The organism is Pelagicoccus sp. SDUM812003 (assembly GCF_031127815.1).
Classification (GTDB): domain Bacteria; phylum Verrucomicrobiota; class Verrucomicrobiia; order Opitutales; family Opitutaceae; genus Pelagicoccus.
This window is the reverse complement of the sequence record NZ_JARXHY010000002.1, coordinates 395,735-409,692: the sequence shown is the minus strand read 5'-3', so window position 1 is coordinate 409,692 and position 13,958 is coordinate 395,735. Positions and strand designations below refer to the sequence as shown.

Annotated in this window: 12 protein-coding genes and 1 tRNA gene; 9 read left to right on the top strand and 4 right to left on the bottom strand. The window is 59.6% G+C overall.

The genetic code is table 11. From position 1 onward, the window contains the following. Positions 1-236: 236 nt before the first annotated feature. A tRNA-Val gene (locus QEH54_RS03940) sits at positions 237-313 on the bottom strand. A 151-nt stretch (positions 314-464) separates the two neighbouring features. On the opposite strand from QEH54_RS03940, the gene recN reads away from it, so the two are divergent. The 6 genes from recN to QEH54_RS03910 all read left to right on the top strand — a co-directional run bounded on the left by recN (position 465) and on the right by QEH54_RS03910 (position 7,944). Further along, positions 465-2,126 carry a DNA repair protein RecN gene (gene recN, locus QEH54_RS03935; RefSeq protein WP_309017322.1) on the top strand — a complete coding sequence of 554 codons (1,662 nt, stop codon included), beginning with the start codon at positions 465-467 and terminating at the stop codon, positions 2,124-2,126. Positions 2,127-2,136: 10 nt separating this feature from the next. Next, a complete protein-coding gene (locus QEH54_RS03930; protein ID WP_309017321.1) occupies positions 2,137-2,943 on the top strand; it encodes an SDR family oxidoreductase in 807 nt (268 codons plus the stop codon). Positions 2,944-2,945: 2 nt separating this feature from the next. Continuing rightward, positions 2,946-4,148 (top strand): glycosyltransferase, encoded by a 1,203-nt coding sequence (locus QEH54_RS03925; RefSeq protein WP_309017320.1) that lies wholly within the window; start codon positions 2,946-2,948, stop codon positions 4,146-4,148. A 35-nt stretch (positions 4,149-4,183) separates the two neighbouring features. Further along, entirely contained in the window at positions 4,184-5,380 is a 1,197-nt protein-coding gene (locus tag QEH54_RS03920; protein ID WP_309017319.1) for a glycosyltransferase, read from the top strand. 79 nt (positions 5,381-5,459) lie between these two features. Next, entirely contained in the window at positions 5,460-6,569 is a 1,110-nt protein-coding gene (locus QEH54_RS03915) for a glycosyltransferase (protein WP_309017318.1), read from the top strand. A 268-nt stretch (positions 6,570-6,837) separates the two neighbouring features. Then, positions 6,838-7,944 carry a hypothetical protein gene (locus tag QEH54_RS03910; protein ID WP_309017317.1) on the top strand — a complete coding sequence of 369 codons (1,107 nt, stop codon included), beginning with the start codon at positions 6,838-6,840 and terminating at the stop codon, positions 7,942-7,944. A gap of 20 nt (positions 7,945-7,964) precedes the next feature. On the opposite strand, the gene QEH54_RS03905 is transcribed toward QEH54_RS03910, so the two are convergent. The 3 genes from QEH54_RS03905 to QEH54_RS03895 all read right to left on the bottom strand — a co-directional run bounded on the left by QEH54_RS03905 (position 7,965) and on the right by QEH54_RS03895 (position 10,967). Further along, on the bottom strand, positions 7,965-9,164 hold the full coding sequence (locus tag QEH54_RS03905) for a pyridoxal phosphate-dependent aminotransferase family protein (protein ID WP_309017316.1): 1,200 nt from the start codon (positions 9,162-9,164) through the stop codon (positions 7,965-7,967). A gap of 70 nt (positions 9,165-9,234) precedes the next feature. Then, positions 9,235-10,083, bottom strand: coding sequence for a glycosyltransferase family 2 protein (locus QEH54_RS03900; protein ID WP_309017315.1), 849 nt, complete (start codon positions 10,081-10,083; stop codon positions 9,235-9,237). 5 nt (positions 10,084-10,088) lie between these two features. Beyond that, complete coding sequence (locus QEH54_RS03895) at positions 10,089-10,967, bottom strand: farnesyl diphosphate synthase (protein WP_309017314.1); 879 nt, start codon at positions 10,965-10,967, stop codon at positions 10,089-10,091. Positions 10,968-11,014: 47 nt separating this feature from the next. On the opposite strand from QEH54_RS03895, the gene QEH54_RS03890 reads away from it, so the two are divergent. From QEH54_RS03890 to murJ, 3 genes are all read left to right on the top strand, one after another. Then, a complete protein-coding gene (locus QEH54_RS03890; protein WP_309017313.1) occupies positions 11,015-11,593 on the top strand; it encodes a DUF4013 domain-containing protein in 579 nt (192 codons plus the stop codon). Positions 11,594-11,613: 20 nt separating this feature from the next. Beyond that, complete coding sequence (locus QEH54_RS03885; protein ID WP_309017312.1) at positions 11,614-12,300, top strand: hypothetical protein; 687 nt, start codon at positions 11,614-11,616, stop codon at positions 12,298-12,300. Positions 12,301-12,414: 114 nt separating this feature from the next. Continuing rightward, on the top strand, positions 12,415-13,941 hold the full coding sequence (gene murJ / locus QEH54_RS03880; protein ID WP_309017311.1) for a murein biosynthesis integral membrane protein MurJ: 1,527 nt from the start codon (positions 12,415-12,417) through the stop codon (positions 13,939-13,941). Positions 13,942-13,958: the final 17 nt, after the last annotated feature.

Genomic DNA, 13,958 nt, shown 5'->3' with positions numbered 1-13,958 from the left:
CTTCAGGACGCGCTTGGAGGTGATGCGCGGATTGCTAGGCTATCAACAGAAGCGGAATCTGGCGCCTTTTTGCGTTGGTTCGCCAGTGTCGAAGCGAAATCTGCAGGAGTCCATCTTCGTCTCGACGTTCGTGGACGAAGTGGGAAGGGCTAACTCTCGGTATGTTCGCGTCCCTGGTCTGACCAGTCGTCCAAGCGCAAAAAAATACCGAAGGCGGTTTGTCCTTCGGTTTGGAATGGTGGGAGATCCGAGACTCGAACTCGGGACCTCTACCATGTCAAGGTAGCGCTCTAACCAACTGAGCTAATCCCCCGGTCGTTTCCGATGCTAGGCGTCGGAAATTTGAAGGGCTGGAACATGTGTAATCTCCATTTTCGGGGCAAGAACAAATTTCGCTTAATTTCGGGCGTGATTTTCAGGGGTAGGACGGTCAATTTCCTAGGGTTCCCTTTATCCTGTCCGCGATGTTGCAGTACCTGAAGATTTCCAATTTGGCTTTGCTCGAGTCCGCTTCGATCGAATTCGAGTCGGGGTTTACGGTGGTCACCGGTGAAACGGGCGCTGGCAAGAGCGTCTTTTTAGGGGCCTTGAGCCTGCTTTCCGGGGCTCGAACGGACAAGTCGGCCATTCGATCCGGCAGCGAGCAATGCGAGGTAGAGGCGGCACTTTGGTTCGAAGACAGCGGTCCCATCGACGAAATGCTCAGGGCCATGGATCTGCCGCTTTGCGAGGAGGGCATGCTGGTACTGAAGCGTTCGCTTCATGTTTCCAAGCCTTCGCGCATTTCCATAAATGGCAGTTTGGCCACGCTTTCCAATCTGCAGGAGCTCGGCGAGCGTTGGATCGACTTTCACGGTCCGGGCGAGCCGCAGCGTCTGCTCAAGAGCGAGTGTCAGTTGGAGCTGATCGATCTCTATGGCGGTTTGGAAGCGGAGGCGGAGGCCTACCGGGAGAAGCACCTCCAATGGCGCGGCGCCCTGGAGGAAATCGAATCGTTGCGGGGCGAATCGCAACTCGCCCCGGATCAGATCGATTTCATTCGCGCTCAGATCGAGCAGATCGATCGGCTGGAGCTTTCGGAAGAGTCGATGGAGCAGCTGGAGCAGGATTTCAATCGCGTTTCCAGCGCCCAGGAACTGCTTGAGCTGGCGAGCGAGCTGGGGAACGGCTTGAGCGGGGACGAGGGCGTCTTGAACCAGCTTTCCTCGTTGGTGCGAGCTGCGGAGCAGGCGGCGGAGCTGGACCCGAGCCTTTCGGAATTGGCGGAACGCTTGAACAGCCTGGTGATCGAGACGCAGGAGCTGGGCTCGGACTACGAGCAGGTCGGCGCCTCCTTGTCATTCGAACCTGAATACGCCTCGGAGGTGCTGCAACGCATGAACGACTGGCAGGACGCTCGCCGCAAGTACGGCCGTTCCGTTGCGAGCGTGCTGGCGGCTCGCGATGAGATGGCGCGGCGTCTGGAGTCGCAGGGCGATATCGAGGGCTCGTTGCAGCGCTTGCACGCGGAGGCGGACAAGCTCGAATCGGAGCTCAAGGGGCTGGCAAGCCGGCTGACGCAGAAGAGACTGAAGTCCGGTCAGGCCTTGGCGAAAAAGGCGGAGAAGATGCTGCTGGAGCTGGGATTTAAGAAAGGGCGTTGCGGTATCCAGATGCTGGAGCAAAACGGCTTGAAAAGCTACGGTGACAGCCTGCCGGATCTGCTGTTTTCGCCCAACGTTGGCGAACCGCTCAAAGCCTTGACGCAGGTCGCCTCCAGTGGCGAGCTCGCCCGGGTGATGCTGGCGCTGAAGACGATTCTAGCAGACGTGGACAGCGTGCCGGTGCTGGTTTTCGACGAAGTCGACGCCAACGTAGGAGGAGAGATCGGGCGCATCGTGGGGCAGAAGCTCAAGGGCATTGGCGACAACCATCAGGTGATTTGCATCACGCACCTGCCGCAGGTCGCCGCCTTGGGCAGGCAGCACTACTTGGTGGAAAAGGATCAGAGCGGCAAGCGGGCCGCGGTGAGGATAAGCCAGCTGAAGAACGATAGCGAGGAACGGGTGCAGGAGCTCGCTCGCATGTTGGGCGATCGGCAAGCCAAGTCCGCCCAGACCCATGCTAGGGAGCTGCTGGCGAGCTGATGCACGGCGGATGATACTAGCGGGACAGAAGGCATTGGTCACGGGCGCCAGTCGAGGCGTCGGTCGAGAGATCGCAAAGGCCTTTGCGAGGGAAGGTATCCAGGTTTTTGGCACGTCGCGCGATCCCGATGGCGTTGACTGGCCGGAGGGCGTGGTTCCTGTGAAGATGGATGCGTCCTCGCCGGAGTCGCTGGAGCGAGATTGGAGGGCGGCGGACTTGTCTGGACGAGGGCTGTCGATCGTGGTCAACAACGCGGGATCGGGCGCGTTGGGCGCTTTCGAGACCGTGGCGTTTTGTCATTGGGAGGCGCAGGTGAAACTGATGCTGCTGGCTCCCATGAAGCTTTGTCATTTGGCTCTGGAGGGATGGTCTCGCGAGAATCCGGGCGCTCTGGTGAATGTGACTTCTCTGGCGGTGGAGTATCCAATCCCATTCATGAGCGGCTACAACGCTGCGAAGGCGGGATTGGCAGGCTTCACGGACTCCCTATTCAACGAGCTCGACCCCGAAGTGGCTCGAGTGCTCGAGCTCCGTCTTGGAGATCTGAATACACGTTTCAACGATCACGTGGATCGCCTTGGTGGTGGGGGCTTTGTGGATACGGTTTGGAAAGCGATGGAGAAACATGTCGACACCGCGCCGCCCGCGGATCTGGCGGCCCGAAAGCTGCTGAAAGCCTTGAAAGGGAACAGGTCAGGTTTGGTTCGAGCGGGCAGCCTATTTCAGTGCGCGTTCGCTTCACTTTTTGGAAAATTCGTCTCGTCATCAGTGAAACGCGCATCCAACCTCCGGTATTATAACGTAGAGAGAAGCTAGTCGTGTCGGGAATCAGAATACTCGTTTTAACATCAAGCACCGGTGGGGGGCACGATGCTCGGGCGACGGCTTTTCGGCGCTGGGTGCGCGAGCTCTACGGATGGGAAGTCGATGTGCGCGTGGAGAGCATGCTGGAGGACTCCTCCCGCGTGGCCCGATTCGGGGTCCATTTCTATAATTTCATCCAGCGGCACGCTCCTTGGCTGCACCATCCCTACTACCTGCTGGTGGAGGGGATGAGCTTTTTGAACAAGACGCGTGTCACGCTCGGTCGTCGCTACTATACCGAGGTGATCGAAAGCTACCGCCCGCACCTGGTGTTCAGCGTGCACGATTGCCTCAATCGCGGCTACTTTCAGGAAGCCCGAAGGATTCTAGGGAAACACGTGCGCTGCGCCACCTATTGCTCGGAGTTTTCCGGCGGGTATGGATACAGTCGCAATTGGGTGGAGCCTACGGTCGATCTCTACATCTCTCGCACCGCGACAGCCCGCGATTTCGCGGTGAAGGCGCTGAAGCTCGACCCGTCACGCATCGAAGTGAGGGGACAGTTTCTGATGCCGCGCGTGTATCGGGAGACGCTTTCGCCCATCGAACGCCACCGGTTTATCACCGAGCGTCTGGGACTGCGTTCGGATCGCAAGATCGTATTTCTCACCACCGGTGGGGCGGGAGCGAACAATCACATCGCCATCCTGGAGGTTTTGAAGCGTCATGCCGACCAATACCAGGCGGTAGTGGTCTGCGGTCGCAATCAGAAGGTATTTCTTCAGGTGACGCGCTGGAGTCATGAGAATCCCGACTTTCGCTGCAACATCACTGGCTACACCAATGAAATCCATCTCTATATGCAGGCGGCTGATTTCGTCATCACGCGCGGCGGCACCACCACCTGCGCGGAGGCTCTGCATTTCGAATGCCCCATCGTGTTCAACGGATTTGGCGGCGTGATGCCGCAGGAGAAGCTGACGGTGAAGTACTTTCTGCAGGACGACGCCGCGGAGATGATCGCCAAAACGCAGGATCTGGAGAAGCTGCTTGGAGATTGGTATCGCTCTCCTGACAAGTTCAGGGACCTCAAGAAGCGTTTTTCAAAAATGCGCTTCATGGACGATCCGCGGGATACGGTGCGCCTCTTGGTGGAGTTGGCTCGCGAAGGAACTGGCGCCCAGGAACGCCCGGTTTTAAAAGTTGTCGGCGAGTGATGGTGGCGTAGTTTGATCCGTTTCGTCCGGACCCGATGCGTATCCTCTATGTAACGACAAGCTTTCCCGTGTTCTCCGAGACCTTCCTGCAGCGGGAGGTCAGGGCCCTGCTGGAGATTGGCGCGGAGTTGGATATCCTCTCGCTGCACAAGGGCTCAGCCGACTTCGAGGGGCATCCTGTGCGTCTCTTCTCCAAGTGGTCGCTGCTTACGCTTTTCATATGGCTCCCCTGGTGGGGGATTCGGAAGCCGCGAGAGCTGGTTCGGTTGATGACGCGATTGAACGCCTGCCAGCCCGCGTCCTTGCTCAATCTCTTCGAGAACCTGCTCGGCTTCGGCGCGGCTTTGGTCGATGCGAGGACGATGTCGAAACGGAACTACGATTGCGTCCACTGCGTCTGGTCGGGAGGGCCAGCTGCGTACGGGATGCTGCTGGCGGAGCTGACGGGGCTGCCGTTTTCCACGGGTGCGCATGCGTATGACGTTTTTGAACACGGAGGCGACTGGCTGTTGGAGGAAAAACTGGCCAGAGCGGCGCTTGTGCACACCTCCACCGATGTAGCGAGGAAGCGGATACGCAGGCTATGCGACCCGGCGAAAGCTCGTCTGATACGAAGAGGCCTGAATCGATTGCCGGCATTCGAAAAGCCGCGCCTTAGCTGGCCTCAGTTGCGAATCGTCTGCGTGGCGCGTCTGGTGGAGAAAAAGGGCTTTCCCTATCAGGTGGCGATCTATCGCGCCTTGCTCGATGCGGGAGTCGACTTCGAGGCGCGCATCATCGGGGACGGTCCGCTGGAGGATTCGCTTCGCGGCTGGATCGAGCAATCGGGACTCGGTGGGCGGGTGTTTCTGATGGGTCGCGTTGGCGAGGCGGAGGTGATGCGTCAGTTGGAGTGGGCTGACCTGTTGTTTCATACAGGCGTGGTAGCCGCCAGCGGAGATCGGGACGGCTTGCCCAACGTGATTCCCGAGGCCATGGCGTCAGGGGCGATCGTCATCGCTTCGCCCGTATCCGGGGTGGTGGAGGCGATCGCTAACGAGAGAACGGGTTTGCTCCGTCCCGTGACGGAACCGGAAGGCTGGGTAGCGGCGTGCCGGCGACTTCAGGTGGACCGGACCCTAAGGGATAGACTGGCGCGATCGGCTCGCGACTGGGTCGAGCGCGAGTTCGTAGCGAAGCGCAATTCCGCTCGCTTGCTGCAAGAGCTGTCGCGGGTCCTGAATATTGAGTGATTTTTCGAAGCGGCCGCTTGAGACTTCCGGCAAATGTCGCACGTTTCGAATCAAGGCAATCAGCAATACACCATACGACATGACCGGGAAAATCCTATTCGACGTAACCAAGACCTGCAAGCAGTCGCATTATTCGGGAGTGCTTCGCGTTTCGAACTGTTTGAAGGAGGAGTTGAAGAACGCCTTAGGGGACCGTCTGGTGGAGGTGGTGTGGAGCGATCGCAAGCAGACCTTCAAAGCTCCCAGCTACGGTTCCAAGTTTTCCATCGAACCGGAGGACGTCTTTCTCACGGCCGAACTTTTCAGCGACTTCGAGCGTCCTGGCATCGAGGCGTTTCTAGGTTCGGAACGCTGCCGTTCGTATGCGATTTTTCATGACGCTATCCCGCTGCGCCATCCGGAATTCACCTGGCCGCACAGCGTGCAGCGTCATCCGAGCTACATGAAGATGCTCAGCCGATTCGATGGGGTGTTCGCGGTTTCCGCCCACAGCTCAATCGTTTTGGAGGAGTACTGGGAGTGGTTGGGCTACGAGTACGCTCCATCGGTCAAATCGATCCAGCTCGGAGCCAACGGGCTGTTTCCAGATCCGATCCGCTCCTCGCGTCCCTTGGTCCGGCCGTTCGACGTGCTGATGCTTGGGATCATCGAGAAGCGAAAGGGGCAGGATATCGCCCTCGACGCGTGCAATCGGCTTTGGGACGAGGGCTTGGAGTTCAACCTCCATGTGGTTGGTCGGGCCAATCCGTACTTCGGCAAGGACATCGAAAAGCGCATCAAGCGCATGGAGCGAAACGGGCGACCGGTGCGTTTGCATGGCCACTTGGAGGACGAGGCTCTGAAGGCGTTGATGGGACGCATGAGCCTGATGCTGTTTTCGTCGCGAGCGGAGGGATGCGGACTGCCGGTGCTGGAATCGCTTTGGTGCGGCTTGCCGGTGCTGAGCTCCAAGCTCGCACCGACTCGCGAGACGTCGCGTTTTGGCGGGTGCTGCTTTTTCAACAACGAAGATCCCGAGGCCATGGCCGAGCAGCTGAAGCGTCTGTTCGAAAACCCGCACTTGCTGGTCGAACTCTACGAGGGCATCCAGTTCGATTTGCTGCCCAAATGGTCTGATACGGCCCGGGAGATTTTGGATACGATTTGCCCGGAGGTCAGTAGCCAGCTGCCGGCGAACGCGGACCACTAAGGCCGCAGGCGGCTGGCGAACGTTCGATTTCGCTGGCGAAACGACGACCTCCGCTCGAGCGTTTCGTTGGTCCCTGGTCCTTTTCCGGGACGCGGAGGCTCTCTAGTGCCATACGCGAAGATGCCCGCGGGAAATCGAGTTGCAGGACCTAGCGCCAAGCGGGAGCAAGTGTGCGATTGAGGGAGCGGCGGGGAGTAATCTCTCCTAATCCGAGGTGGGGCTTTAGGATCGAGGGGGCGGCGTCGAGGTGGGGCTCATTGTGCTTAAGTTGCTGTTACCAAATGCCCTCGCGGCCGCCTGCGTCGCGTTTATCGCGCCCACGTACGCGGATGACCTGACTAAGCTCTCGGACGAGTTTGACGACCCGGCGAGCCTTTCGGATTGGCATCGCGTTTATCAAACCGAAGGCTGGGGAGCTGACCAGCTGGAGAGCATCGATATCGGATCGACCCGCGAGGGGCGCCTGACTCTGGTCCCTCGGGCCAGCTCCTGGTATCAGGACTGGCGGGGAGCTTTGGTCTACAAGAACGTGCAAGGCGACTTCGTGGCGACCATGCAGGTGGAACCACGAAATCTGGCAGGCGATGGGCCGCCGGGCTCGCTGTATAGCCTAGCCGGCATCATGGCGCGGATGCCTCGCGACGAGATGGCGTCGCCTGACGACTGGAATCCGAACCGAGAGAACTACCTCTTTCTCTCCCTAGGCATGGCGAACGATCCGGGCGCGTACCAGTTCGAGGTGGAGACCACGTTCAACAGCAGTTCGAATCTGTCATTGGATAGCGGAAGCCCAAGCGCCTTGCTGCAGATCGCTAGAGTGGGCGATGTATTCATCGTTTTGCGACAGCTTGAGGGAGAGGCTTGGGAAGTGCATCGTCGCTACTATCGTAGTGATATGCCCGATACGGTACAGGTCGGCATGATCGCCTACACGGACTGGGAAACGGCGCAGGATATGGATGCTCTGCAGCACAACCAAACCGCATCCGAGCGGGGGACTCCCGACTTGCGGGCGTCGGTGGACTACTTTCGGTTTTCGCGTCCTTGGATTCCGCCTTCCTATCAGGACGCGGATTTTCTGGACCCCTACGACGTCACCGATGGGGAGCTGGTAGCCTTGTTTGGAGACCGCATGAATCGAACGGTGGGCGACGTGGCTCCTCGCATCGTGGATCTCGATCTCGTTCCGGGAAGCGGTCTGCGCCTGTTGGTGGATACCGATCCGGGCTTCATCTACGAGCTGTACCAGAGCGAGGACCTCGAGAACTGGCAGATCGTCCATGAGGAGCGGGCGTATTACGAGACGCTGGAGCTGCAGCTCGACGAGAGCCGTTTCTCCGAAGGAGCGCTGGTGCGAGTGGGCGTGCGCGAGTAGCCGGACGCTCGCCCCCCGTTTCACATTTTGGAGGCGGCGTAGCGCAGGGCGGACTCGATGATTTCGAAATCCTCCTCGCTGTGTCGCGCCGAGATGGCGGTGCGAACCAGGTCCTTGCCGGGAGGAACGCCTGGGGCGGTGGAGATGATGGTGAACACGCCCTTTTCCCAGAGGCGTTTCCAGAAGTAGTACGCTTTTTCGCGGGTGCCGAGCACGATGGGGATGGCCGGGGTTTCGCTTTGCCAGGTGTCGAGGCCCAGCTCGTCCAGCAGGGCCTTGTAGCGACGGGTGTTCGCCCAGAGCCGCTGGTTCCACTCGGGCTCCTCCTGCAGCACGCGCAAGGCCGCTTGAGCGCAAGCCGCTTGGGCGGGACTGATCGCGGCGCTGAAGATGGACTGCTTGCTGTGGGTGCGCATGAATTCGATGAGCTCGGCGTCGCCGGCCACGAATCCGCCGGTGCTGGCCAGGGATTTCGAGAGGCTGCCGCAGATGATGTCTATCTTCTCCGTGAGTCCGAAATGGGCCGCCGTGCCGCGACCGTTTTCCCCAAGGACGCCTAGACCATGGGCATCGTCCAGGCTGACGAAGCAGCGGTGCTGCTCCGCCAGATCGACCAGAGCCGGCAGGTCGCCGATGTGGCCTTCCATCGAGTAGACTCCCTCTATGGCCAGCAGCTTGGCTTGCTGCGGATCGAGCACTTCGAGCAAACTGGCGAGGTGGGAGGCGCTGTTGTGGGAGAAGCGTTCCACGCTGGCCATGGAGAGTCGGATGCCGTCCCACACGCTGGAGTGCATGTTCTTGTCCACCAGCACGCAGTCTCCGCGCTGGGCGAATCCGGTGATGGACGCCATGCATGCCAGGTAGCCGGCGGAAAAGACGTGGCAGGCCTGCTTGCCCAAAAAGTCCGCCAGCTCCTCTTCGAGCTCTCGGTGGAAGCCGCGTCCGCCGTTGGCCGAGCGGGCTCCCATGGTGCCGCTGCCCCACTTTTCCAGGGCGGTCTTTCCTGCTTCGATGACTTTTGGATGTTGGGAGAGACCAAGGTATTCGTTGCTCGCCAGCATCACCAGATCCTTCCCGTCCACGGTGACGCGAGTGCCGTTCTGCTTTTCCGCGATGCGGTAGTACAGGGCGTATTTAGAGCGGAGTTGGGTGAAACTGTCGCTGGAACAGCGCTCGTGGATCGGGTTGCGAGCTTTCGACTGGAAGAGAGACCTAATCATCTAGCGTGAATACGGGAAAGGGAGCAGGTAGCGCGAATGGGTACGCATTTGAAGGCAATTCCGATTCCCTTTATCGAAACAACAGCAAAAAGAGCGCCTTTGCCGCGAGCGGCGGGTCCATGCGCCACCAGTAGCGGGCGTAGCGTCGCAAGTATTCGCGCGGCCACTCTTCTTTGCCAAAAGGTTTGGCGAACTCGCTCCAGCGCAGGCGGAAGATCTCGGTATTGCGCTCGTTGTTCAGGTTTCGTCCCGGCGAGACGCTGATGTGGTGTCCGATCCGACTCTCTAGCGAGACGTAGAGCCGCCGGCCCGCCTGGCGCAGTTTCATGCACAGATCGACGTCCTCCATGCCGTTGCGGTAGCTTTCGTCGAACCCGCCCACGCTCTGAAAGTCGCGCTTCCGGATGGCCATGCAGGCTGCGGTGACCGCGTTGCGCTCGATCCACGGGCCCTTGGGGGGATTGCGGCGATTTTTGTGAGCGTGGGTCGGCATGCCGTCCAAGCCGAAGAAGATGCCCGCGTGATCGACCAGACCGGTTTCCAGGTTTCGCTGCACGTTTCCCACGGCGCCCGCGTCAGGCAGCGATTCCAGCAGGGAGAGCATCGGCTCCAGCCAGCCAGGGGTCAGCTCCAGGTCATTGTTGAGCAGGACCAGGATGTCGCCTTTGGAAGCTGCGGCTCCGAGGTTGTTGGAGGCGGCGAAACCGAGGTTTTGGGCGTTTCGCAGCACGGTGACGTTGGGCCGCTTTTGGTAGTCGTCCAGAAAGGCCGGTGTATCGTCGCTGGATCGATCGTCCACCAGCACGATCTCCTTGTCCTCGAGAGAAACCGTGTTCTCGAGGCTGCGCAGCATGGCCTGGGTGAGCGGCAGGCAGTTGTGCAGGGCCGAGACGAAGGAAATGCGAGGCGATGCCGGCATCCGGGCTATCGGATACGGTTTTCCAGGTAGGACGCGAGGCCTACGAGGAAACTGGTGTCCCCGGGCAGAGATTGGCAGAGCTGGATCGCTTTTTGGGTGCGCTGATGAGCGATGTCGCGCGACCGCTGCAAGCCGTGCAGCTTGACGTAGGTCGTTTTCTCCAGCTCGGCGTCGGAACCGGTGTTTTTGCCCAAGGTTTCGGCGTCGCTGGTGGCGTCGAGAATGTCGTCGATGATTTGAAAGGCGATGCCGATTTCTCGTCCGAACGCCCGCAGCGTATCCCGCTGAGCGTCGCTGGCCTCGCCGATGATGCCGCCCATGACCAGGCAGCATTCGATGAGGGCGGAGGTCTTGTTCAGGTGGATGAAGTTCAAGGTGTCTTCCGAGAGGGGAGCTCCTTCGCCCAGGATGTCCTCGACCTGGCCGCCGATCAATCGCTCGCTGCCGGCGGTTTCGCTGAGCTCCGAGACCAAGCCTGCGCACAGGCTAGGCTGGCTTTTGTAGTGACGGGCGATGAGCTGAAAGGCGTAGGTCAGCAAGGCGTCGCCCGCCAGCACTGCGGTGGCTTCGTCGAACTGCTTGTGGGAGGTCGCGGCGCCGCGGCGCAGGTCGGCGTTGTCGATGGAGGGCAGATCGTCGTGGATGAGGGAATAGGTATGCAGGCACTCGACGGCGATGGCTGCGGGCGTGGGATCCGTTTTTCCGGCGAAGAGTTCCGCGGCGCTGAGCACCAATACGGGCCTTAGGCGCTTTCCGCCGGCTTGCATGCTGTAGCGCATGGCTTGGTGGATACGGCTTGGACGCGTGCCCTCAGCGGGTAGGTATTCGCCTATAGCTGACTCAACCTGGCTCTGGTATGCCCGTAATTTCTCTTTGAACTCCATTTGAAATGCGCGTATTGGAAACGTTATTATTAACACCAGCATTCGAAATGCCCACGATCGAGCAAGTATCTAAACGCGTCTTTTCAGATAGCACCTGGCTGAAGAAGTGCGCCATCGGCGCCGTCCTCAGCATCATCCCAATCGTCAACTTTCTGGTGCTGGGCTATCTGTATCAGGTGTTCGCGATGGGCAAACGAGGGCGAGAGATGGCCTTGCCGGAATGGGACGACCTGAAAGGGCTGTTTCTCGATGGCCTCCGCTTTCTGGTGATTGGCCTCATCTTCGCCGGTCTGCCGCTGGGCCTAGTGGCCGCCTGCACCTATTTCACCTTTGACGGGCTGATCGCTCAAATCCCCTTGATCCCGGTCGTATTCATCGTGGGACCTCTGCTCAGCGCAGCCCTCTATCTCTACATGGTCAAGCAGGATATCGCGGACTGCTTCAACGTGGAGGCTCTCGGCCTGATGCTCAAGGGTGCAGCGGTGCAGTACGTGGTTCCGACCTTGGCCTATCTCGGCATCTGCCTTCTCGGCTGGCCGCTGATCCCCATCGCGTTCTTCTTCGGCGGCATTTTCTATTTCTACCTTATGGGATACGCGTTTCGCGATCTGGAGAAGCGCTCCTAACCATTTGAATCCTTGTTTGTATGAAAAAACTTAAGCCCAAGGAGCCGACGCTTCTATCCGTTATCATGACAGGTTGCTCCGGCGTTTCTCTCGGCGTCTTGCTGGGGATCTGGCTACTGATCACAGAGCCAGTCAACGCTGTATCCAAATTGCCGGACGCGGACGCGCCGCGAAAGCTGGGGGACTACGGTACGGACTTCAAAGCCGGTCGAAAGGCGGCTGCGGAAACGACCAACGCTCGCAGCGCCGTCTCCAGAATCCAACGACGCACCCCCGGCCCCGTTTCCTTTTCCGAAGAGGAGATCAACTATTTCATCGGCAGCCTCGAGCCGGAGAAGGAAGGCGCTGACGACGCGGAGGAGAGCTCGACGAGCCTTGAAAATTTCAATGTGCGCATCGACGGGGACGTGATGCACGCGAGCGTGAAGGTGGTCATGAACCCGACGGGCGATCGCTTCGAGATGCTGGTGCAGGCTCGGCTTCACTTTGAGAACTCGGAGGCTGGACCGGAGCTGGTGATCGATAGCATGCGGGTGAATTCCTTGCCCGTGCCCGCCGTCGGAGGAATGATCTCTTCTATGATCTCGTCAAAGCTCGCCAGTACGGAGTGGCCGGAAGACTTCGTCGAAATGTGGCAGAACATCAAAAGCATCGAGCTCGAGTCGGACAAGATGATCGTGGAGGTCGGCCTCCGTCGCGCCTCCTAGCGGAAGGGAGTCGAGCGAGGGGGGCGCCAGTGCCGATCGGTGTATCGGATCTGAAAATACGAGCTGCAGCAAATGGCTTGCAGCTCTGCAAATAGCCTGAATCATAACCGGCCAATGGCCTTTTCCCAGCTCGTTTCCAAGATCGGTCTCGTGTCGTCGTTCACCATGCTTTCGCGGGTGGCGGGTTTGGTGCGAGACATGATGACGAGCGCCATGCTGGGGACCTCGGTCTGGAACTCGGCTTTCATCATCGCATTCACGCTTCCCAATCTCTTTAGACGCCTATTGGGCGAAGGGGCGCTGACCGCGGCTCTGATGCCGAATCTCAGCGACGAGTTGGAGACGAACGGACGGGACGCGGTGCATCGTCTGGTCAACAAGACGCTAAGCTGGTTGATCCTCATCTGCGCGACATTGATTGTTCTGGCCTGGCTAGGGTTCGCCATGCTGAGCCATTCCTCCGTATCCGAAAAGTGGGTAATCGCTGCGAACTTGGGCAAGGTCGTCTTTCCCTACATCCTGCTCATTTGCGTGGCGGCGGTTTTCGCTGCCGTATTGAACCTCTTCGCCCGCTTCGGTATTCCCGCACTCACCGCGGTTTGGCTGAACGTCAGCATGGTGGTGGCGTTGGGAATCGGAGGCTGGTGGCTTGCGGGCGATATCGAAAGCCGGACGTATTGGCTTTGTGGAGGCGCCATGGTTGGTGGGGCTCTGCAGATGGTGGTGCCAGCCGTGGCTTTGCTCAAGGAAGGGTGGAGACCGGAGTTCGACCTCGGAGTCTCGCCCAAGTTGCGCGAGGTCGCTCTGCTCACGGTTCCGGGGATTTTCGGAGCCGCGGTCTTTCAGATCAATATCATTGTCAGTCGCGGGCTGGCGTTTTACGTGAGCGACGCCGCGGCCTCCTTGTTGTACTACGCGAATCGCTTGGTGGAGCTACCGGTCGGAGTCTTCGCCATCGCCATTTCCACCGTGATCTTTCCGGCCTTGTCCCAGGCCATTGCCGCGAATCGGATGTCCGCTTTCGCGGAAACGTATAAACGCGGCATCCTGCTCTGCCTGCTCTTCGCGCTGCCATCGGCGGTGGGTTTGGCCGTGCTGGCTCCGGAGATCATCGACCTGCTTTTCCAGCGGGGGCTTTTCTCGGAAGAGGATACCGCGTCCACCATCCCGCTAGTGGTGGTTTTCGCCATCGGCATGCCGTTTTATTCCTTTGTTTCGGTGGAGACGCGGGCATTCTTCTCGCTCAAGGACACGCAAACGCCAGTCAGGGTAGCAGCGCTCGCATTCGTTGTGAACATAGCGTTGAGTCTGGCCTTGATGAAGCGATTTGGGGCGGTCGGCCTAGCCATCGCGAGCAATTTCGCGGCCATCGCTCAAGCGGTTTTGCTGCACCTGGCCTTGCGTCGAAAGAATTTGGATACGCGTCTTCGCGAGCTGCTTGCGGACTCGGCTCGAATAGCTATCGCTGCGGCCCTGATGGGCGTAGGCGTTTGGTTTGGTCGGTCGCTCTTCGTCGTTTGGTTCGGCGATGGGCTGGGAGCCTTGCTGGCGACGGTCGGGGGATTGATCCTGGTCGGATCGGGGCTTTATTTCGCGGTCATCCATTTCTCGGGGCTCAAGTGGCGGGCCTTGCTGCGATAGGCGGTTCCACCTTTGCG